This is a genomic window from Lactobacillus helveticus DSM 20075 = CGMCC 1.1877 (genome assembly GCF_000160855.1).
Classification (GTDB): domain Bacteria; phylum Bacillota; class Bacilli; order Lactobacillales; family Lactobacillaceae; genus Lactobacillus; species Lactobacillus helveticus.
This window is the reverse complement of record NZ_GG700754.1, coordinates 95,329-117,904: the sequence shown is the minus strand read 5'-3', so window position 1 is coordinate 117,904 and position 22,576 is coordinate 95,329. Positions and strand designations below refer to the sequence as shown.

Annotated in this window: 18 protein-coding genes, 1 tRNA gene and 1 pseudogene; 18 read left to right on the top strand and 2 right to left on the bottom strand. The window is 38.0% G+C overall.

Annotated elements, in window-relative coordinates; genetic code table 11:
* Positions 1 to 134: 134 nt before the first annotated feature.
* The 16 genes and pseudogenes from HMPREF0518_RS11130 to HMPREF0518_RS05400 all read left to right on the top strand — a co-directional run bounded on the left by HMPREF0518_RS11130 (position 135) and on the right by HMPREF0518_RS05400 (position 17,813).
* Positions 135 to 1,718, top strand: a pseudogene (locus HMPREF0518_RS11130) (cation-translocating P-type ATPase).
* On the top strand, positions 1,696 to 2,652 hold the full coding sequence (locus HMPREF0518_RS11125; RefSeq protein WP_003626918.1) for an HAD-IC family P-type ATPase: 957 nt from the start codon (positions 1,696 to 1,698) through the stop codon (positions 2,650 to 2,652). Before HMPREF0518_RS11130 ends, HMPREF0518_RS11125 begins: the two are co-directional and overlap by 23 nt.
* A gap of 87 nt (positions 2,653 to 2,739) precedes the next feature.
* Positions 2,740 to 3,894 carry a CDP-glycerol glycerophosphotransferase family protein gene (locus HMPREF0518_RS05465; RefSeq protein WP_023192070.1) on the top strand — a complete coding sequence of 385 codons (1,155 nt, stop codon included), beginning with the start codon at positions 2,740 to 2,742 and terminating at the stop codon, positions 3,892 to 3,894.
* Between the two features lie 4 nt (positions 3,895 to 3,898).
* Positions 3,899 to 5,329 (top strand): oligosaccharide flippase family protein, encoded by a 1,431-nt coding sequence (locus tag HMPREF0518_RS05460; RefSeq protein WP_035504508.1) that lies wholly within the window; start codon positions 3,899 to 3,901, stop codon positions 5,327 to 5,329.
* A gap of 2 nt (positions 5,330 to 5,331) precedes the next feature.
* Complete coding sequence (locus tag HMPREF0518_RS05455; protein ID WP_003626913.1) at positions 5,332 to 6,030, top strand: glycosyltransferase family 32 protein; 699 nt, start codon at positions 5,332 to 5,334, stop codon at positions 6,028 to 6,030.
* Complete coding sequence (locus HMPREF0518_RS05450) at positions 6,018 to 6,488, top strand: SprT family protein (protein WP_003626912.1); 471 nt, start codon at positions 6,018 to 6,020, stop codon at positions 6,486 to 6,488. The genes HMPREF0518_RS05455 and HMPREF0518_RS05450 overlap by 13 nt, the downstream gene beginning before the upstream one ends.
* Before the next feature lie 65 nt (positions 6,489 to 6,553).
* A tRNA-Leu gene (locus HMPREF0518_RS05445) sits at positions 6,554 to 6,638 on the top strand.
* A gap of 87 nt (positions 6,639 to 6,725) precedes the next feature.
* Positions 6,726 to 7,373, top strand: coding sequence for a glycoside hydrolase family 73 protein (locus HMPREF0518_RS05440; RefSeq protein WP_003626911.1), 648 nt, complete (start codon positions 6,726 to 6,728; stop codon positions 7,371 to 7,373).
* 85 nt (positions 7,374 to 7,458) lie between these two features.
* A complete protein-coding gene (gene pcrA, locus HMPREF0518_RS05435) occupies positions 7,459 to 9,705 on the top strand; it encodes a DNA helicase PcrA (RefSeq protein WP_003626910.1) in 2,247 nt (748 codons plus the stop codon).
* Between the two features lie 40 nt (positions 9,706 to 9,745).
* Positions 9,746 to 11,752 carry an NAD-dependent DNA ligase LigA gene (gene ligA, locus HMPREF0518_RS05430; protein WP_012211516.1) on the top strand — a complete coding sequence of 669 codons (2,007 nt, stop codon included), beginning with the start codon at positions 9,746 to 9,748 and terminating at the stop codon, positions 11,750 to 11,752.
* Positions 11,753 to 11,764: 12 nt separating this feature from the next.
* Entirely contained in the window at positions 11,765 to 12,913 is a 1,149-nt protein-coding gene (locus HMPREF0518_RS05425; RefSeq protein WP_020829042.1) for a CamS family sex pheromone protein, read from the top strand.
* A 13-nt stretch (positions 12,914 to 12,926) separates the two neighbouring features.
* Positions 12,927 to 13,235, top strand: a complete 309-nt coding sequence (gene gatC / locus HMPREF0518_RS05420) for an Asp-tRNA(Asn)/Glu-tRNA(Gln) amidotransferase subunit GatC (protein ID WP_003633051.1) — start codon at positions 12,927 to 12,929, stop codon at positions 13,233 to 13,235.
* Positions 13,235 to 14,674: an Asp-tRNA(Asn)/Glu-tRNA(Gln) amidotransferase subunit GatA gene (gene gatA, locus HMPREF0518_RS05415; RefSeq protein WP_003626902.1), complete on the top strand. Its 1,440-nt coding sequence runs from the start codon at positions 13,235 to 13,237 to the stop codon at positions 14,672 to 14,674. Before gatC ends, gatA begins: the two co-directional genes overlap by 1 nt.
* Before the next feature lie 4 nt (positions 14,675 to 14,678).
* Positions 14,679 to 16,109 carry an Asp-tRNA(Asn)/Glu-tRNA(Gln) amidotransferase subunit GatB gene (gene gatB, locus HMPREF0518_RS05410; protein WP_003626901.1) on the top strand — a complete coding sequence of 477 codons (1,431 nt, stop codon included), beginning with the start codon at positions 14,679 to 14,681 and terminating at the stop codon, positions 16,107 to 16,109.
* A gap of 24 nt (positions 16,110 to 16,133) precedes the next feature.
* On the top strand, positions 16,134 to 17,054 hold the full coding sequence (locus tag HMPREF0518_RS05405) for a diacylglycerol kinase family lipid kinase (RefSeq protein WP_003626899.1): 921 nt from the start codon (positions 16,134 to 16,136) through the stop codon (positions 17,052 to 17,054).
* Between the two features lie 66 nt (positions 17,055 to 17,120).
* Positions 17,121 to 17,813 carry a TMEM175 family protein gene (locus HMPREF0518_RS05400; RefSeq protein ID WP_003626897.1) on the top strand — a complete coding sequence of 231 codons (693 nt, stop codon included), beginning with the start codon at positions 17,121 to 17,123 and terminating at the stop codon, positions 17,811 to 17,813.
* 43 nt (positions 17,814 to 17,856) lie between these two features.
* Here the strand turns inward: HMPREF0518_RS05400 and HMPREF0518_RS05395 are convergent, their stop codons facing one another.
* Positions 17,857 to 18,561 carry a Bax inhibitor-1/YccA family protein gene (locus tag HMPREF0518_RS05395; protein ID WP_003626896.1) on the bottom strand — a complete coding sequence of 235 codons (705 nt, stop codon included), beginning with the start codon at positions 18,559 to 18,561 and terminating at the stop codon, positions 17,857 to 17,859.
* Between the two features lie 182 nt (positions 18,562 to 18,743).
* Between HMPREF0518_RS05395 and HMPREF0518_RS05390 the strand changes: the two genes are divergently transcribed.
* Positions 18,744 to 19,085, top strand: coding sequence for a hypothetical protein (locus HMPREF0518_RS05390; RefSeq protein WP_003626893.1), 342 nt, complete (start codon positions 18,744 to 18,746; stop codon positions 19,083 to 19,085).
* Between the two features lie 36 nt (positions 19,086 to 19,121).
* Here the strand turns inward: HMPREF0518_RS05390 and nhaC are convergent, their stop codons facing one another.
* A complete protein-coding gene (nhaC, locus tag HMPREF0518_RS05385; RefSeq protein WP_003626892.1) occupies positions 19,122 to 20,498 on the bottom strand; it encodes a Na+/H+ antiporter NhaC in 1,377 nt (458 codons plus the stop codon).
* A 365-nt stretch (positions 20,499 to 20,863) separates the two neighbouring features.
* Here nhaC and rlmD point away from each other — a divergent pair, with 365 nt between their 5' ends.
* Positions 20,864 to 22,216, top strand: coding sequence for a 23S rRNA (uracil(1939)-C(5))-methyltransferase RlmD (rlmD, locus tag HMPREF0518_RS05380; protein WP_003626890.1), 1,353 nt, complete (start codon positions 20,864 to 20,866; stop codon positions 22,214 to 22,216).
* Positions 22,217 to 22,576: the final 360 nt, after the last annotated feature.

Below are 22,576 nucleotides of genomic sequence, written 5' to 3'. Positions count from 1 at the left end.
GGGAGTAACGGCAATTTGCTTGCGATAAACCCAACAGCCGAAGATGATATACTTCTGGGTTTATCTTAATTTGTGAGACTTATGTGCTATAAGCATGTAAGTCTCTTTTTTATTTTGAGAGAGGATGATATAGAATGGCTCGAAAATATTACACAGAGACAATTTCCGATGTCGTTGAGAATTTGAATACCGCAATCGACACTGGTTTGTCTGGTGAAGAAGCCAAAAAGAGATTAGCAAAGTATGGTCCAAATTCTCTTGTTTCTAAAAAGAAGAAGAGCATGTTCATGCGGTTTGTTGATCAATTTAAAGATTTTATGATCATTGCTGCGATTCTTAGTGGGGTAGTTGCCCATGAGTGGACAGACGCCGCAATTATTATGATCGTGGTTATTTTGAACGCTGTTTTAGGGGTAATTCAAGAAGCACGTTCTGAAGCTGCGATCGATGCATTAAAACAGATGGCCACGCCGAGTGCCCATGTGCGCCAGGATAATGCAATTGTGCAAATTCCAAGTACAGAGCTGGTATTGTATTACTTGAAGCAGGGGACGTTGTCCTAGCCGATCTGCGTTTAATTAGTGCTCATAGTTTAAAGATCGAAGAAGCTGCTCTAACCGGTGAATCCGTTCCAGTTGATAAGAACAATGAGACCCTGCAAGGTGATGACATCGCTTTGGCTGATCGAATTAACATGGCTTATTCTAGTACCAATGTTACCTATGGTCGCGGTGAAGGTATTGTTGTTGGAACAGGGATGAATACCGAAGTTGGTAAGATTGCCACTATGCTTAACAATGCCGATGAAACTGATACTCCTTTAAAGGAAAATAGGCAAGATCTTAACGATTATGATTTTGGCTATCTGTGTGATTGTTTTCGTTGTCGGGATGTTCACCAAGCAAGGCACAGAGCAAATGAATGCCTTGCTGATTGACATGTTCTTGGTTGCCGTTTCATTAGCTGTTGCTGCCATTCCTAAAGGACTTCCAGCAATTGTTACGATTATTTTGGCCTTGGGTACGCAAACGATGGCAAAACACAAGGCAATTGTAAGAAAGTTGCCAGCCGTTGAAACTTTGGGTGCTACCGACATTATTTGTTCAGATAAGACTGGTACTTTGACCCAAAACCGAAGTGAAAATGGTAGGGACTTGCTTGGAGATCCTACCGAAACGGCTTTGATTCAATACGCATTTGATCAAAATATTAACGTGCATGACTTGCTTGAAGAACATAAGCGAGTTCAAGAAGTACCATTTGATTCAGAACGTAAATTGATGAGTACTGTTAACAAATATGGCGATAAGTTCTTTGTAGCAGTTAAGGGTGCGCCTGATGAACTGCTTAAGCGAGTAACCTCTGTCAAAATAAATGACGAAATTACTCCAATTACTGCACAGCAAAGACAAGATATTTTGCAAACTAACCAGGATATGGCGAAAAAAGCTCTGCGTGTCTTGGGCTTAGCTTACAAAGTAATTGATAAGACTTACGATGATCCAAGTACTGACAACGTTGAACAAGATTTGATTTTTGCAGGTCTTGCCGGCATGATTGACCCAGAGCGTCCAGAAGCGAAGGCTGCTGTAGCTGAAGCTCATAGTGCTGGTATTAGAACTGTTATGATCACAGGTGACCACCAAGTAACAGCTCAAGCGATTGCGGAAAGACTAGGGATCCTAGATCCAGGACATGATGACTGGTGCACAGCTTGATCAATTAAGCGATTACTACTTTAAGAAGCACGTAGCTGACTATAACGTTTATGCCCGCGTATCACCAGAACACAAGGTAAGAATCGTTAAGGCATGGCAAGCTAATGACAAGATCGTTGCCATGACTGGTGATGGTGTTAATGATGCACCAAGTTTAAAGCAAGCTGATATCGGAATCGGTATGGGAATTACCGATACTGAAGTATCTAAGGGTGCTGCCGATATGGTTTTGGCGGATGATAACTTTGCCACGATCGTTGAAGCTGTTAAGCAAGGACGTAAAGTCTTCATCAATATTCAAAAGACTATCTTATATTTAATGAGTTGTAACGTCGGTGAAGTGTTAACCGTCTTTATGCTGACGATGCTGGGCTGGGATATTTTAGCTCCAGTACGATTACTTTGGATTAACCTGGTAACTGATACTTTGCCAGCCATTGCCTTAGGGGTTGAACCTGTTGAAGATGGCATCATGAAGTGCAAGCCTCGTGGTAAAAAGTCCAACTTCTTTAGCGGCGGCGTAGCTAGTTCAATTATCTATCAAGGTATTTTAGAAGGCGTCCTAGTATTAGGTGCTTATCAATTCGGATTGCATGTTGGTCTGCACATCGATAATACTGCTTTGCAACACGGGGATGCCTTAACTATGGCCTTCTTAACATTGGGCTTGATTCAATTGTTCCATGCGATTAACTCAAAGTACTTGCACCAATCTATTTTTAGAAAGCATACTTTCTCTAACAAGTGGTTCAATGGTGCGATCATCATTTCTGCTTTAGTAATGTCAGCTGTTGAATTGCCATTTATGACAAGATTCTTTGATATCACTGAACTTAATGGCGCACAATGGGCAGTTGTTTTAATTGCTGGTCTTTGCATGATTTTGATTGTAGAAATCGTTAAATTCTTTGAAAGAAGAGCTGGCAAAAGATAAAGTTTAGCAAAATAAACGAAAAAAGCTTGAGTAAACTCAGGCTTTTTTTGTATGCTTAAATTAGATTATTTTGAGGAAGTATATTTAATGAAAAGTTTTTTATTCCGCCTGTATCTAGCGCTAATGAAATTTAGGGCGCGTTTTACGACGATGGAAAATAATAATATCGTTATTCTAAATGGCTCAGGACGTTCTGGATCAAATGGCTATGCATTTTATAAATGGCTTTTGCTTAATCATCCCGAATATAACGCGTCTTTGATTGAGCCATGGCCATCATCCCACTTGAAATGGGAAGCTTGGCAAAAGATCGGCGCAGCGCGTTACGTCATTACAACGCACCAACCATTTAAAGTGCGCAAGCATCAAATTAACGTCCAGCTGTGGCATGGCGTGCCGCTGAAGCGTATGGGCATCATGGCGAACAATACGCGCTATCGTGATAATAAGCGCAATGAAAAATTGTGGCATAAGAATGCCGACATCGTTGTTTCTAGCTCAGATTTGTATGAGACGCTCATGAGTGCTTGTATGGCGATCGAAACTAAGAAGTACCATAAGTTAGGCTTCCCTCGTTTGGATCTTTTAAATAAGCCTGTCATTAGCAAAGAACAATTATTAAAAGATTTGTTTAAAACGACAGATGACAAAGCGCAAATCGGAATTTACATGCCAACTTTTAGGTATGAACTAGAAGACAAGACCATCATGGATAAAATTAAGGCAGGTAATTTCTTTGCCTTTGACGATTTTGATGGGGAAAAATTGAATGATGAATTAGCTAAACGTCACCAATATTTGATTGTGAAATTGCATCCCTACGAAATGCGCTTATTCGCTAACTTCAAGAGCAATTATTCCAACATTGCCTTTTTAAACAATGATTATTTGTTTGATCATAATTATGACTTGTATGAACTGCTAGGTGATACTGATTTCTTGATGACTGATTTCTCATCAATTTATTTCGACTATTTACACTTGAACAAACCAATTGTCTTTGTCACTAACTTTTTACAGCAATATAAGAAAACACGTGGACTTTTGCTTAGTCCGTATGCTGAAATTACACCGGGCATTTGCGTTAATTCAGAAGCAGAGTTGATCAACAATTTGGATCATTTTGATAATCAACAAATTGCCAATCGGCGCCTTTACTGGCTACATCTAACTAGTGAAGCTAAAGGCGATTCATATTGTCAAAACGTCTTTGAATACATGACTCAAGAATATCGAGGTTAAGGTATTGCGGAAAACATTTTTAAATATTTTATATAATGCGGTTTATCAGATTTTTATTGTTTTGGTACCGCTGATTACAGTACCCTATCTTTCAAGAGTATTAGGGCCCAAAACTTACGGAATCTATAGCAGCGTTAACAATACGGTGCAATTTTTGATGATTTTTTGTATCCTTTCAGTTTCTTATGTAGGGATGCGAACCATTTCAAAAACGCGTACTTATAGCACGCCTGAAGAGTTAACTAAAGCATTTTGGGGATTGTGGTACTTCCAAGGAATTGCCGGTATTATCACCATTGCTTTCACCGTTTTTATTACCACGGTATTTCATATTCAATATTGGTTTTATCTATTATTGATGGTGCCATATTTGATTTCTGCACAAGTGGATATCTCATGGTTCTTCCAAGGGCTAGCCGACTTCGGTCGAGTTGTTTTGAAAAACACTTGTGTAAAACTAGTCAGCGTTGTGTTTATCTTATTGTGGGTAAAATCACCAGCTGATTTGTGGAAATATTTGTTAATCATGTCAGTTTCAACTATGCTTGGTTCCTTTGTCTTTTGGTTTGATATTCACCGTTATGTTGGTCGACCTGTAGCGCATTTTTATAAATTCAAAAAGACTGCGATTGCGATCGGCACACTGATGATTCCGCAGATTGCTACTCAAATTTATACATCGCTAGACAAGCCAATTTTGGGACTTTTTTCAAGTTCGACCCAGGTTTCTTTTTATGATAATTCACAAAGAATTTCGAACATGATTTTAGGCGTGATTACTAGTATCTCGCTTGTTATCATGCCTAAGATGGCTAGTGAAGGAAAAGAAGCACAAAAGGTAGTCATGAAGAAGTCACTAGAAGCTACCGTAATGCTGGGAACATTATTTGCGGTAATCATTATGGCCAATACCAAGCAATTTGTGCCATTTTTCTTTGGCAATCAGTATATTCCGATGACACCGTTGATGTTTTGGTTTACCTTAACCATTATCATGATTCCAACTGGGGGCGTTTTTGCCAATCAGTTTGCGTTGGCTAACAGCCGGGATCGCGACTATGCCTTCCCATTTGTAATTGGAGCAATTTTAGAAATTGTTTTAAGCTATGTGCTAGATCGTCCTTATGGTGCAATGGGGGCAATGATTGCTATTTTGATTACTGAATTTGTGGTCTTGGTGCTTAGACTTTGGGTAGTACGTGATGGCTATCAATTTACTTATGTATTTCATGATGTGCCTAAATATATTTCGATTGCCTTGATTACCTTAGCTGCGGGGATGCTAATGCCTAACTTTATCCCATCTGCATTTTTCAATATGGCAGTTAAATCGATTATCATGCTCGTAATTTATTTGGGCTTGATGTTCATGTTTAAGTTGGACTTTAACGAAGATATTGTTAAACTGCTCAAGAATTTCTTTAAACGAGGTTAAAAATGATACCAAAAATAATTCATTATGTTTGGGTGGGTCATAATCCTAAATCAAAAATAATTAGAGAATGCATTGCGATCTGGAAGAAAAATTTGCCAGATTATCAATTCATTGAATGGAATGAAGATAATTTTGACATGCATGAAAATAAATATATTGAACAAGCCTATCAAGCTAAAAAATGGGCATTTGTTTCTGATTACGTTCGTGCAAGAGTAATTTATGAACAGGGTGGTATTTATTTAGATACCGATGTGCGCGTAATTGATGATTTAACCCCATTGTTAAAAGATCGTGCATTTATTGGCTTTGAGAATAAGGATTACCTGTCCGCCGCCATTTTTGGTGCAGAAAAAAAGCACCCATTTATGCAGGATATTTTAGATTATTATCAAGACCGCAGTTTTGAATTTGATGCCAATAATCAAATGGCTGGCGTAAATAGTATTTCAGTAACAGATATTTTGTTAGACAAATACGGTTTAAAGATTGGCAATCAGGAACAAATGCTTAAAGATGGCATTCATGTTTATCCAGATGGCGTATTGTGCAATCCTTCTAAATATTCAAAGTCTATCCACCTTTTCACAGGAACGTGGATGAATGGCAAGCATTCTTTTAAGCATAAAATCGTAACGGATTTAAAGCGTCATATCAATACTCCAAAACAGGCTGGGCGATATGCTAAATGGATTCGATAAAATTACAAAATCTAATAGAACAAATTTCACTGCAGTATTTTAATCGACCATTTTTGCATGAAGCTAAAATCAATCGCAGGATGATCACAACAGGTGGCCGCTATCATCTTGATGATCATCACATTGAAATCAATGCTCATTTTTTAGCACCACAATATCATGAATATTTGATAGGCATCATTAAGCATGAATTGTGTCACTATCATTTGCACTTGCTAAAACGCGGTTATCGGCATCGTGATCGTGATTTTAAAGTTTTGCTCAAAAAAGTAGGTGGCAGTCGTTATGCACCAGATATTGGCTTGCGTCGTCAGAAAAAATTCAATTATATTTATATCTGTGAACGATGCGGCTTGCAATATCCGCGTATGCGCCGAATTAATACTAGAAGGTACAGATGCGGCAAATGCAAGGGACATCTGCGTTTAGAGCAAAATTTAAAAGCTAAAAATAAATAAATTTAAATTATTTTCAATTTCCCCTTGCACATCTCTTAGATTTAGTCTATTATATTTGGTGTGCCGCGGGCGTGGCGGAATGGCAGACGCGCAAGACTAAGGATCTTGTGATCGCTTTAGATCGTGGAAGTTCGAGTCTTCTCGCCCGCATCAATTAAGAAGTCGCAGTGAGCGACTTCTTTTTTTTACACAAAAATAGGTTATACTTTACTTAATGAATTAAAGGAAATAAGGATTATGGCAAAAAAGCGTAAGTCAAGGATACCTAAGAGCGTAAAGACTGTTGTTCGTGTGTTTATCATTTTGTTTATTTTGTTAGTAGCTTATGTCGGTTTTCACTACTACAGAAGATACGCTATTCAATCTGAACAAATTAGACAAGCACAACTAGAGCGTGAACAAGAAGCCGAAAAATTATTAAGAGAGAAAAAGGCATTTATTAAAAAGATTGGGCCGATTGCCCGTGAGGTGGATAAATCATATGGTTTATTGCCAAGTATTACGGTTGCACAAGCCTGTCTTGAAAGTAATTATGGTCAAAGCGATTTGTCGCAAAAATACAATAATTTATTTGGGGTAAAAGGAACTAATCCAAATACTTCTGCGGTGATGACGACTAAAGAATACGTTAAAGGTAAGTGGATTACGGTTAAAGCTCGTTTTCAAATTTATGATTCATATGAGGCTTCAATTCGAGCTCATGCGCGCTTGTTTCAAAATGGTACAACATGGAATCATCAGCAATATAAGCATGTCTTAGCTTCTAAAGATTATAAAACTCAGGCAAAAGCCTTAGTTACTGATAGTTATGCCACTGATCCTGATTATGCCGATAAATTAATTAATTTAATTGAACAGTTTGATTTAGAAAAATATGATAAGTAAAAGTAAAGCAGCAAAATGAATGCTGCTTTTTTTGGTATAATATTCGAGCTGCATTAGTAAAATTATTTTTGTGAAGGGGACAATAATGAGCGAAAAATCTATCTTAGCCGGTTTGAATCCGCAACAGAAAAAAGCGGTTGAAACTACTGAAGGACCGTTGTTGGTTGTTGCTGGGGCAGGTTCTGGTAAAACTTCTGTTTTAACTAGACGAATAGCCTACTTAGTTGAAGAAAATCAAGTTGCACCATGGAATATTTTAGCCATTACCTTCACCAATAAGGCGGCTAATGAAATGCGTGAGCGTGAACAAAAATTGTTGGGACCAGCTGCCCAAAATATTTGGATGTCGACTTTCCACGCTCTTTGCGTTCGAATTTTGCGTAGAGACGCTGATAAGATTGGCTATAGTCATAATTTTTCTATTGCGGATTCTGCAGAGCAATTGACCTTGGTGAAGCATATTGAAAAGGATTTGAATATTAATCCTAAGATGTATGATCCACGCGGGATTTTATCTGCTATTTCTAATGGGAAAAATGACCTGCTTGATCCTAAGGCGTTTGCCGCAAGTGCCAGTTCACCATTTGATAAGATGGCAGCTAAGATCTATGAAGAATATCAAAGAAGACTGCGCCGTGATCAAATTATGGACTTTGATGATTTGATTATGCAGACTTTGGTTTTGTTTAAAAAGGATCCAGAGACTTTACATTATTATCAAAATAAATTCCGTTACATTTTGGTAGACGAATACCAGGATACTAACCAAGCACAATATGAACTTTGTCATGCACTAGCTGCACAATATAAAAATATTTGTGTAGTTGGGGATGCAGATCAGTCAATTTATGGTTGGCGTGGTGCCAATATGGAAAATATCATGAATTTTGAATCTGACTACAAAAAAGATGGTGTTAAGACTGTTAAGCTAGAACAAAATTACCGTTCAACTGGCCATATCTTGTCAGCAGCAAACTCAGTGATTAAAAATAATCAAAACCGTAAGGCAAAGAATTTATGGACCGATCAAGGCGAAGGTGCCAAAGTTACTTATTATCAGGCTCAAAGTGGTGATGATGAGGCGCACTACATTATTTCAAAAATTAAAGAAGAGGTAGAAGCTAAAAAACGCACATACAAGGACTTTGCAATTCTTTATCGTACTAACGCTCAATCACGTACAGTCGAAGAAGCTTTTGTTAAATCAAATATTCCTTATCAAATCGTAGGAGGACACAAATTCTACGACCGTAAAGAAATTAAGGATATCATGGCTTATTTGAAGTTAGTTGCAAATCCTGCAGATACCATGAGCATGAACCGAATCATTAATGTACCTAAGCGCGGTATTGGTGCAGCAACTGTGGATAAGTTGTTAGCATTTGCGGATGAAAATCACTATAACGCCTTGGATGCAATGGATCATGTGGCCGAAAGTCCAATTAATACCAGAACTGCTAAAAAATTAAGTGATTTTGGCACAAAATTGAGGGATGCAATTGCTTATGCTCAAACTCATGGCGTGACTGGTTTAACTGAAAAGATCTTGTCTGACTTTGAATATACTGATGCTTTGAGAGCAGAAAATACTATTGAAGCTGAAACAAGATTAGAAAACTTGGATGAATTCTTATCAGTTACTAAGCGTTTTGATGATCATTATGAACCAGATGAAGATGAATCAAATCCATTGAGTGATTTCTTAGCAGAAGTTTCATTGCTCAGTGATCAAGATGACTTAGATGAGGATGATAACCAAGTAGCCTTAATGACCTTGCATGCAGCCAAAGGTCTAGAATTTCCAGTTGTCTTTTTAGTAGGGATGGAAGATGGTTTGTTCCCATTGCAGCGAGCAATGATGGACGATAACGAACTTGAAGAAGAGCGTCGTTTAGCTTATGTAGGAATTACTAGGGCTAAGAAGGAACTTTATTTGACTAATGCATATTCACGAATGATGTATGGTCGTATGCAAAATAATCCACCTTCAAGATTTTTAGATGAAATTGACCCTAAAGATTTGCAAAAAGAAGAAAGCAACCAACTTCAGAGTAGTTTCATCAAGTCTAATTTCCAATCACAAACGGCACCATTTGCGCGTAAAGCTGAACGAGCTCGTGCACAAGTTTATACCGCTAAGAAAGCTTCTGGTGCCGTAGGTGCCGAAAAGAAGGGCTGGAGCGTTGGCGATCAAGTTGAACATAAAGCCTGGGGCCGCGGTGTTGTAACCAAAGTCAATGGCACTGGTGAAGATATGGAATTAGACATCGCCTTCCCAGATAAAGGAATTAAGCGGCTTCTAGCAGCTTTTGCGCCTATTAAGAAGGTATAATAAAGATAAAAATAAAAAGATTTTTAATCAGGAGGTAAAAATGGCTAAGATTACTCTTGATGAAGCTAAAAAAGAAGCAGCTTCTCTTAGAACCAAGCTAGATGAATGGGCCGATGCGTATTATTCAAAAGATGCGCCTGAAGTTGAAGATAATGTTTATGATCAAAGTTATAATCGATTACTTGAACTAGAAAAAGCTTTCCCTGAAATTGTTACGCCTGATTCAATTACTCAGCGTGTAGGTGGAGAAATCGATAGTGATTTTACAAAGGTTAACCACCCAATTCCTATGCTTTCAATGGGGGATGTCTTTTCAAAAGACGAACTCAAGGAATTTGACCAAAGAATGCAAAAGTTGGTTGGTCATCCTGTTGAATATAATGTCGAGTTAAAGATCGATGGTTTATCCTTGTCTCTTGAATATCAAGATGGCAAATTGGTTCGCGCTTCAACTCGAGGCAATGGTTATATTGGTGAAGACGTAACGGCTAATGCGCGTTACATTGCGGATATTCCCCAAGTTTTGCCGGAGCCTTTGACTATTGAAGTTCGCGGTGAATGTTACATGGGAAAAGAAGCTTTTGCCAAGTTGAATCAAGAGCGTGAAGATGAAGGTTTGAGCGTGTTTGCTAATCCACGTAACGCTGCTGCCGGTTCACTTCGTCAGCTTGATCCTAAGGTTACTAAAAAGCGGCAACTGAGTACCTTTATTTATACATGGGTTAATCCACCACGCGAGATTACCAGTCAGCACCAAGCAATTGAGCGCATGCATGAATTGGGTTTTCATACTAATGAAACTGGTCGTAAATTGGCTAATCTTGATGAAGTATTTGATTTTATCGACGAATACACGGCTAAGCGTAATAGCTTAACTTATGGCATTGATGGTATTGTTTTAAAAGTTGATGATTTAAGCCTTGAACAGCAATTAGGGAACACCGTGAAGGTGCCACGCTGGGAAATTGCTTATAAGTTTCCACCAGAAGAGCAAGAAACAATTGTGCGTGATATCGTTTGGACGGTAGGTCGTACCGGTGTTGTAACACCTACGGCGGTGATGGATCCTGTTCAATTAGCAGGGACAACAGTTGCCAGAGCTTCATTACACAATCCAGATTACTTAAATGAAAAAGGCGTTAGAATCGGGGACACCGTTAAGCTTCATAAAGCTGGCGATATTATTCCTGAAATTTCTGAAGTAGTTTTATCAAAGAGACCTGCAGATTCTGTTCCTTATGAGATTCCTACTACTTGCCCATCCTGTGGACAAAAATTAGTTCACTTAGAAGATGAAGTAGCCTTACGCTGCATTAATCCATCATGTCCAGCTCAAGTTGAAGAAGGAATTATCCACTTTGCTTCTCGTCCTGCGATGAATATTGCGGGCTTAGGTCCAAAAATTGTTAAACAATTAATTGCTAAGGATTTAGTACATAATGTTGCTGATCTATACCATTTAACAGAAGATGATTTAGCTCAGCTTGATCACTTTAAAGAAAAGTCTATTAACAATTTGTTAACGGCAATTGATAATTCGAAAAAAAATTCTGTTGAATTATTGATTACTGGCTTAGGAATTGACCATGTTGGAGCTAAAGCAGCTCGTTTAATTGCACAAAAGTTTAAAAATCTGGAAAAGATTATGTCCTTAGGGGTGCAAGATATTGCTTCAATCGATACAATAGGCATGACGACTGCAGAATCAATGACAACATATTTTGCTCAACCCGAAGCACAAAAATTAATTGAAGAATTAAGAGAAAGTGGTCTTAATATGGATTACTTGGGTGCAGATGAACCAGAAGAAGCACCAGATAATCCATTTAAAGATAAAACTGTTGTTTTAACCGGTAAGTTAGAGCATTATACAAGAAGCGAATTTACTAAGAAATTGCAAGCTTTAGGTGCTAAGGTTACAGGATCTGTATCACATAAAACTGATTACGTAATTTATGGCAAAGATGCTGGATCTAAGTATAATAAGGCTGAGCAATTAGGGGTACCACTTCTGACTGAAGAAGAGGCAATCGCACAGATTGAATAAAGGACAATTATTGTGAGAAAATATTTGCAGATTATGGCTTTAGCTGGAGCAATGCTCACTCTGAGTGGTTGTGGTAAATTAAAAGATTCAAGTTTAGCAAATAATGCCACGACTACTTCAACAGCTAAGAAAAAAAGCTATCAAACAACTAATACAGGTAAAAATGGCTACACTGTTTTAATGAAAAATGGACGCTATGTAATTAGTCCTATTGCAGGTTTAACCGCAACAAATAACGATAATTCGGTTGATACGCGTGAATTAGAACGTGGATTGATCCAAATTTCTAAAAATCAATTTTCACCTAATCAATATGTTTTCCAAGAAGGTCAATATTTAGATACTTCAACAGTAACAGATTGGCTGACTAGAAAATCTAAGAGCAATCCTAAGGGCTTGAATCCAGCTGATAATGGCAAGACTGGCCCTGATACTCGTAATCCTATTTATTTGGAAGAAATTGTAGAGCAGGACTATTTAACCGGTTCAGGTTCAAAGTATCAATTAGGCGGAATGAGTTTGGGATTGGCAATGAATTCTGTTGACTATTACCAAAAAAAGCGGAATGGTGCAGAATTTAAGACTGAAATTTCACGTGCTGAACAAAAAGCTCAGGGTGAAAAAATAGCTAATGAAATTATAGCTCGTTTGCGTAAGAAGAAGGTTTTGAAGAATATACCAATTACTATTGGATTATTCTCAAAGACAGAAAAAGATTCATTAGTTGGTGGAACTTACTTTGCTTACGGGACAGCGGCCGCTAATAGTAGTAAAATAACTAAATGGAAATCCGTGTCGGAAAAAATGCAAGTTTTACCGACAACTGGTAATGAAAAAGCAATTAATAGTGATGATGCATCTCACTTTAATGATTTTAAGGCAGCTATTCAAAATTACTTCCCTAATATTAGTGGGGTAACGGCTACTTTGCGTTATGATAATGACAAGCTTGCTCAAGAAAATATTTCAATTACCACCCAATTTTATGGTTATGAGCAAATTCAGAGTTTTACTCGTTTAGTCTTATCATCTGCAAAGAAATATCTGCCTAATAATGTTCCAATTGAAATTAAGATTGGATCTGTGAATGATGTACAAGCATTGATTGCCAAAGAAACCGGCGACAGTGATTATCAAGTCCATGTATATGGCGGAGAATAGGAGGTATATTTGCGTGGAAATCACAAAAGATACCATTAAACACGTTGCGACTTTATCGCGACTTGCGTTTAATGAAGAGGAATTAGGTAAATTTACAGATCAAATGGGATCAATTATCAACATGGCTGATCAACTTAGTGAAGTTGATACTGAAGGTGTTGAAGAAACTGTTCAAGTTGTTGATCGCGATACTGTATTTAGAGAAGATAAACCTGAACACTGGCAAGGACAAAACAGAGAAACATTAATGGCTAATGTTCCTGAAAAGGCTAACGGCTATATTAAGGTTCCTGTAATTATTAATAAGGACGAGGACGAGTAATGAATTACTTAAACGAAAATATTGATTCATTAAATAAAAAGCTTGCCAGCGGTGACTTGTCAGCAGATAAGTTGGCTAAAGATACTGTGGCAAACATTAAAGACACAGATAAGAAATTAAATGCTTGGATTACTGTAGTAGATGATGCAAAGCCTGCAGAAAACCTTGATTTTTCAAAGAGCAAATTAGCAGGTATTCCAATTGCTATCAAGGATAACATTATTACTAATGGCATTAAGACTACTGCAGCAAGTCATATGTTGTACAATTACATGCCAATGTACGATGCAACAGTTATTTCTAAGCTTAAGAAGGCTGGCGCAACCTTTGTTGGTAAGACTAACATGGATGAATTTGCTATGGGTTCTTCAACTGAACACTCATACTACGGTGCAACCCATAACCCATGGAACTTAGACAAGGTTCCTGGTGGTTCATCAGGTGGTTCTGCAGCAGCAGTTGCCGGTGGTCAAGTTGTAGCAGCTCTTGGTTCAGATACTGGTGGTTCAATTCGTCAACCAGCAGCATTTAACGGTATTTTTGGTATTAAGCCAACTTATGGCCGTGTATCTCGTTGGGGTCTTATCGCATTTGGTTCTTCACTTGATCAAATTGGTGTAATGACTAAGCGCGTTAAGGATTCAGCAGAAGTACTTAATGTAATTGCAGGTGGCGATGAACACGACTCAACTGTTTCAACTCGTGAAGTTCCTGACTTTACTAAGTTTATTGGTCAAGATGTAAAGGGCCTTCGCGTAGCTGTTCCTAAGGAATACATGGAAGCAGTTAGCGGTGAAATGCGTGAAGTTATTCAAAAGCAAATTGATGCTTTAAAGGATGCCGGCGCAATCATCAATGAAGTATCATTGCCACATACTAAGTATGTTGTGCCAGATTACTACATTATTGCCTCAAGTGAAGCTTCATCAAACCTTCAAAGATACGATGGTATTCGTTACGGCTACCGTGCTGAAGACACTAAGAGCTTGCTTGATGTTTATGTAAAATCACGTTCTGAAGGTTTTGGTGCAGAAGTTAAGCGTCGTATCATGCTTGGTTCATTTGCACTTTCAGCTGGTTCATACGACAGATTCTTTAGACAAGCTGCTAAAGTTAGAACATTAATCTGCAATGACTTTGATAAGATCTTTGCTGAAAATGATGTTATCGTTGGACCAACAACTACTGAACCTGCATTTGATATTGGCAGTGAAATTTCTGATCCAATTAAGATGTACAACAACGATATTTTGACTATTTCTGCCAACTTAGCAGGTATTCCTGCAGCTAGTGTTCCAGCTGGTTTAGTTGATGGTATGCCTGTCGGCTTACAAGTTATGGCTAAGCGTTTTGATGAAGGTAACGTCTTCAAGACTGCTGACTTTATTGAACGCACAAATAAGTTTTATGAAAAAACACCAACTGGAATGGAGGATTAATTGAATGAATTTTAAATCGACTATCGGACTTGAAGTCCACTTCGAATTAAAGACAAAGAGCAAGATTTTCTCTCCTTCACCAGTAACTTACGGTGCTGAACAAAACACGGAGACAAATGTTATTGACTGGGCTATGCCTGGTACCTTGCCAATGGTTAACAAGAATGTATACCGTTTAGGTATTATGGTTGCCATTGCAACTCATGCTCACATTTTGCCAACTACTCACTTTGACCGTAAGAACTACTTCTACCCTGATAACCCAAAGGCTTACCAGATTACTCAATTCTTCCAACCACTTGCTCGTGATGGTTACATTGAAGTAGAAGTTCGTGGTAAGAAGAAGAGAATCGGTATCCATGAAATGCACATCGAAGAAGATGCCGGTAAGAACACTCACGGAACCAATGGTTTTTCATACGTTGACTTAAACCGTCAAGGTGTTCCACTTCTTGAAGTTGTTTCTGAACCTGATATGGAAGACCCAGAAGAAGCTTACGCTTACCTTGAAAAGTTACGTAAGATTGTTCAATTTACTGGTGCTTCTGACGTTAAGATGGAAGAAGGTTCAATGCGTGTTGATACCAACATTTCTATTCGTCCAGCTGGACAAAAGGAACTTGGTACCAAGGTCGAAATGAAGAACTTGAACTCATTTGATCACGTTCGTCGTTCACTTGCATACGAAGAAAAGCGTCAAGAACAAGTTCTTCTTGCTGGTGGCCACATCCAACTTTCAACTCGTCGTTTTGATGAAGCAACTGGTAAGACTGTTTTGGAACGTGTTAAGGAAGGTGCATCGGACTACCGTTACTTCCCAGAACCAGATATTGCTCCAGATCACATTAGTCAAGAATGGATCGATCAAATTGCTAAGGAACTTCCAAAGAGCCCATTTGATCGTTACGATGACTATGTAAATAAGTTTGGCTTGAAGCCATACGATGCAAATGTTTTGCTTCAAACTAAGGAAAGTTCAGACTTCTTTGACGCAGCTGTAGCTGCTGGTGCTGATCCAACACTTGCTGCTAACTGGATGAACACTCAAGTAAATGGTTACTTGAACGATCACCGTGTAAGTTTGAATGACATTAAGCTTACTCCAGAACACTTGGCTGAAATGATCAAGTTGATCAAGGATGGTACTATTTCATCCAAGATCGCTAAGAAGGTCTTTGCCGAAACTATTGCTAACGGTACTGATCCTAAGAAGTACGTTGAAGACAATGGTATGGTTCAATTATCAGATACTTCAGTTTTAGCTCCAATGGTTAAGAAGGTTGTTGATGATAACCCTCAATCAGTTGAAGACTTCAAGAATGGTAAAGACCGTGCAATTGGTTTCTTAGTTGGTCAAATCATGAAGCAAACTCGTGGTAAGGCTAACCCTAAGATGGTTAATAAGTTGCTTAACCAAGAATTGCAAAATCGTTAATTTTAGAACGTTAAGGTAGTAATTATGACTAGTAAAGCAAGATTAATTTATAATCCTGTATCCGGTCGCGAGCAGATGCCCAAGAATGTGGCCGATATTTTAGATGTATTAGAGCAGGCTGGCTATGAAGCTAGTGCGTTTAGAACTACACCTGAAGAAAATAGTGCTCGTAATGAAGCTACTCGTGCTGCAAAGGAAGGTTTTGACCTGATTGTAGCTGCTGGTGGCGATGGCACAATCAATGAAGTGGTTAATGGAATTGCCTTTTTAGAAAAAAGACCTAAGATGGCAATTATCCCTGCTGGTACTACCAATGATTATGCTCGTGCATTAGCCATTCCACGTGATAATATTCCAGATGCAGCGAAAGTTATTCTGAAAAATAAGACACGGAAGATGGATATCGGTAAAGCAGTTTTTGGCAATCAAACTCAATATTTTGTAAATATTGCTGCCAGTGGTTCTTTAACTGAATTAACATATGGTGTGCCATCTGAAGTAAAGTCAGCTTTGGGTTATGCTGCATACTTGATCAAGGGCGCAGAGATGCTGCCACATTTAAGCGAAAACGAAATGCGTTTGACCTATGATGACGGCGTTTATGAAGGCAAGCTTTCCATGTTCCTGCTCGGAATGACCAATTCAATCGGTGGCTTTGAACAGGTTATGCCTGATGCACAGCTTAGTGATGGTTTGTTCCAGTTGCTCGTGGTTAAGCCTTCTGATCCTGTCAGCATGATGAAGTTGATGGCTTTAGCTTTAAATGGTAAGCACGTTGATTATCCTAATATCATTTATACCAAGACGCGCAGTTTAAAGGCTGAGCTCATTGGTAAGAGTGAGGGACAGGATCTGCCAGTTAACCTTGATGGTGAAATTGGTGGCTATTGTCCAGTAGAATTCAAGAATTTGCAACAACGTATTGAATTCTATGTTGGTAAATAAAAGTTGAAATTGTAAAAATAAATGGAGCTTAGTCAATAGTGCTAAGCTCCATTTTTTAGGTAAAAAATGTTTAAGTTGCATAACGTATTCGATAGTCGACATTATCGAAGATTATCGTCAGTTCAGAAAGAAGAATTAAAAGAGGCGCGGGATAAAGTACATCAGGCGCAACAAAAAGAACCTGAGAGATTGCGAGAACACCTCGAAACTTTCAATGATGCCGTGATTGCTATCATTATTACGATAATTGTTTTGCAAATACAGCCAGCTTTTAAGGCAAGTCAATATTTAGAATTTTTAGGAAATATCGTAATTTTCATTATTGCTTTCTTTATTATTGCGGATTTTTGGTATGATTTGCATATAGCTTTTTCTTATTTCATCTTTAAGCCTGACAAAATTACTGCAATTTGTGATTTTTGTTTGTTAGCCACTTTATCTCTTTTGCCCGTGATGACCAAGTGGATCATGATGCGTGATTCTGCTTTTGCGGTAACAAATTTTGGGATAGTGTATTTCATTGCTCAGATTTTAAAGGTTTTTGTGCAATATTTTGGAGCAAAGCCACTAATGCGTAGCTCACAGGTGATGAATATAATGATGGTAAAAACGTCAGTACATAGAATTATTCTCGTGTTTCTTTTGACATTATTTTTAATATTGTTATCACTAGTTGTGCCTAAGGTGGCTATGTTCTTATATATTCTTATTCCATTTATTTCATTTTTGATGCCAAATAATAGTCGTGGCTTTAGATAAAAAAATAGATGCAGATTTTTTCTGCATCTATTTTTTATTAAAATTAATCGCGATCTCCACCCATGCCGAAAATTTGAAGCAAGAACAAGAAGATGTTCACGAAGTCTAAGTAAAGTTGCAAAGCACCAAGTACGGCTAAACCATTAGTTGAAACTTGGCTACCGTAGTTGTTGTAAATTGCCTTCATCTTTTGTGCATCGTAAGCAGTCAATCCAGTGAAGATTACTACACCGATGATTGAGAAGACGAAGCTGGCAACGGAATTGCGCAAGAAAATGTTAACAACCATTGCAACTAACAAACCGATCAAGGCAGCACTTAGGTAAGAACCCATGTTGTTCAAGTTCTTCTTAGTAAATGTACCAAAAACGGCCATTGCTCCGAATACAGCGGCAGATGATACAAATGCCGTACCGATTTGAGCTTGGGTATAGAAGCCAGCTAAAAGTGCAAATTCAAAGCCATAAATGACAGCTAAGATCATTAACATCACAAAACCTGCAACTGGATTTCTAGTAGCTTTGAAATTGATGCCCAATGATAAACCGATTGGAACAAAAAGAATAATCCACATCATTGCAGGTGGCATTTGCATCACTGCTGATCTAAAGACAGTCATGGTCAAAAATGCGGCAAGTGCTGAAACTAAAACGGATAGTCCCATGTAGCCGTACATTTTTGAAAGAAAACCGTTTACTTCTGAAACGTCATGAACTTCACGACGTCCAGGATTTGAAAAGTTATCCATATTATATGTCACTCTTTCTTTTATTTAGTTGTCTTATATATTTTAACGTATTTAGAAAAAAAAGTATAGTATTGCTGTTTGTAGCACTCGTTTTTAAGGTTTTCTTATAAATGAGTTATTTGAGGCAAAGAAATTTTTTATAAACAATATTTCCCGTATAGTTAGATTAAGGAAGTGATTGTATGGATAAAAAATATTCAGATAATGAAGTGCGTGGAGAACGCAGCAGCCGACCAAAGCAGGTAGAAAAACAAGCTTTAACTTTAAGTTTTACCAAAAATGCTTGGGACAAATATCGACAACTAACAGGGTCACAGAAGACGTTTATTGATCGTGAATTAGACGATTTAAAATTTAATCAAAATAGACAAAAAAGTAAACAGGTTAATGCAGAGCTTGATCAGGTACTTGTTTTTGAGAAAAATGGTGCAGAGATAGTAATTACGGATATTGTGTATGAACCATATCGTGAAAGCAAAGAGCATAAGAAGGCCCAAATCAGGATGGAAGATATGAATAACTAAAAAAGAGTGCTTTGGGCACTCTTTTTGGCTTAAAATCTATTTCTTATCCTTAGCCCACTTCAAACCGATACCAGTAAATCCACTGATGATTGAGAATACTGGTGAAAGCAAACTGAAAAATACAAATGGCAAGAATTGAAGTACAGGTACGCCCAAGGTAGTAGCGGCAAATGAACCAGCAACACCCCATGGGATTAAGTAGTTGATAACACTACCACCATCTTCAAGCACGCGGCTAAGTGCAAGTGGTGAAAGCTTAATTTTATCAAAGGCAGGCTTAAATGCACGACCTGGCAAAATTACTGATAAGTATTGTTCACCAACAAACAAGTTGATACAGATACCTGAAAGAATAGTAACGGTAATTAAACGACCTGGTTTTCTTAAATGCTTAACAAGTGGTTCCATTGCACTTTGAACTACGTTAAATTTCATTAACATCCCACCTAATGAAAGAGTAGAGATGATTAAGGCGACTGTCGCCATCATGCTGGAAATACCACCACGAGTAAGCAGAGCGTTAACAGAAGCATCGCTAGTTTTAGCTACGAAACCATTCATAATTAAATTATTCAATGATTGTACTGATTCATGAGGATTTTGAACGAAAATCATGATCACAGTTGCTGCAATGTTGATGAAAAGAGTAGGAATAGCTGGTACTTTACGCCAAGCGCAAAGGAGCATAAAGACGATAGGTACAACTGCCCACCAAGAAATAGAGAAGTTGGTTTGTAAAACGTGAGAAGTACGTTCAATCTTAGTTGGATCCATATGACCACTATTGCCAAGAATCCAGAACAAAATCAAGGAAACAACAAATGATGGAATAGTTGACCACATCATGTTCTTGATATGGGCAAATAACTCACTTTCGGCAACTGCAGATGACAAATTAGTTGAATCTGATAATGGAGACATTTTATCGCCAAAAACGGCACCTGAGATGATTGCACCGGCAACCAAAGCTGGATTGGCGTTCATGCTGGCACCAATACCAAAAAGGGCGATACCAACTGTAGAAATAGTAGTAAAACCACTACCAATAGCGACACCAACAATGGCACAGGCGATAAAGACTGATGGAACAAAGAAGCTGCCACTGATTAAATGAAAACCAAGAACCATGATGGAAGGGATGATTCCGGCTTTAATCCAAAGACCAATCAAGGCCCCAATTAAAATAAAGATAAAAATCGGAATGATTGCAACGCCGATTCCCTCTTTAATACCATCTTGCACGTCTTTCCAAGTGAAGCCGCGAAATCTTGCCCAAAAGGTGAGCAAAAGAACCGTGAATAAAACAGGGACTTCTGGTGAAAGACCGAATTTAATTACTGAAATACCTAGAATAGCTAATAAAGCTATGAGGATGATAATTGATTCCGTAAAGGAGACCTTTTCCTTTTTCATATGTTTTCCTCCAAATAAAAAATCCCGTTGACTTAAATAGTCAACGGGACGACGATAGCCGTGGTACCACCCACTCTTTCAAGCGTAAGAGCTTGAATCTCTATCAGATGGTAACGGTTCTGAAAAGTTATCCGAACAATATTGAATCACGATGTAATTCGTCTAACTTCGCCTGACTGGTTCGCACTAACCACCAGATCTCTGAACGCTTAACGAAGTAGCTACTTTGTCGTTGATTGTTAAAAATTATGATAGCAAGATTAAAAAAATATGTCAATACTTTGGATAAATAATTTTGTAGTAGCTTTGGATCAAGTATTATAATAATAAAGAATTAAATGGTTTATTAAAAAGGCTGGTTGTTTATGGAAAAAAATCAAATTATCGATTTAGAGATTACTGATCTTTCATATGAGGCAATGGGTGTTGCCCATTACAATGGAATGACAGTATTTGTAACTAATGCTCTTCCAGGAGAAGTAGTTAGTGCCAAAATTTTAAAAGTTAAGAAGAACTTTGCTTTTGCTAAAATTGAAAAGATCAAAAAAGAAAGCCCTGACCGAGTAAATGTTAAGTTAAATCAAGGGGTCCAATCAGGCTTGGCTTCTCTTGCTCATATTAAATATGATAAGCAGCTTGATTTTAAGCGTAATCAAGTGGTTAACCTCCTTAAGAAAGCCCATCTTGAAAATATTGAAGTGGGGGAAACTTTAGCTAGTCCCGAAGAAGTAGGTTATCGTAATAAGGCGCAAGTTCCTGTGCGTGAAGTAAATGGTCAACTAGAAATTGGCTTCTTTAGACGTCATTCACATGATTTGATGCCTTTGACCCACTTCTTTACCACTGATCCTGAAATTGATCGCGTGTTAGTAGCAGTAAGAGATATCTTGCGTAAATACAAGGTACCTGCTTATGATGAGATCAATAATAATGGTGAGGTGCGTTACCTTGAAGTTCGCCGTAGTAAATCGACTGGCGAGATGATGGTAATTTTAGTTTGCTTGCATAAAGATTTTATGCAATTACCAAATGTAGCTGCAGAAGTTAGTCAAATTCCAGGTGTTTCTGGCTTGATTCTAAATCATAACCCTAAGAAGACTAATGTCATTTTAGGGCCAAAGGATTATTTGGTCTTTGGTAATGATCAAATTACTGACCAAATTGGAGACTTGAAGTTTAGAATTTCACCTCAAAGTTTCTTCCAAATTAACTCTTTGCAAACGCCACGTTTGTATAATTTAGCAATCAAACAGGCTGATTTGAAGCCAGATGATGTAGTAATTGATGCTTATTCAGGTATCGGAACTATTGGATTAAGCGTTGCTAAGCATGTTAAGGCTGTGCGAGGAATTGAAGTAGTTCGGGATGCGATCAAGGATGCCAAAGATAATGCTAAGCTTAATGATATTACTAATGCTAAGTATTATTTAGGCAAGGCAGAAGAAATTATGCCACGTTGGGCTAAGAGCGGCTTAAAGACAGATGTGGTATTCGTTGATCCGCCAAGAAAGGGATTAACTCCTGAATTTATTAACGCTGCTGTTAAGACAGGACCTAAGAAGATTGTTTATATTTCATGCAATCCAGCAACATTGGTGCGTGATTTGCAATTGTTCCAAGAAAAAAGTTATGAATTTAATCGAATTGATCCTGTTGATATGTTCCCACAGACTCCACATGTTGAGAGCGTAACGGTCCTCGAACGTACAGAAAAATAGCCGATAAGCCGCGCTCTGACGGCATTTATAGGTGATTGAAAGTGTACTTTTTCCTTTCTGAACGATTGGAAATAGTACACTTTTTCTATTTGAAGCTAGCGGGTCGAGTGTTCTATGTCCTATTTCGATAGTCGAGTAGGCGAATGTCCAGTTTGGCAGGTCGTATTGATTATGGTAGTGAAAGTAGAAGTGAGCCTTGATATGGTAGCGTTTGTGGTATGTACGAATCGGTCAGTTTGGTACTAAGGAGTGAGTTAACGAAAATAATATTGAATTTATGCTAATTCGGTTAAAATATCGAAAATTCGCAGGAGAGTTGTATACTCGACGTATATGACAAAAATTATTCTTTTTAAATAC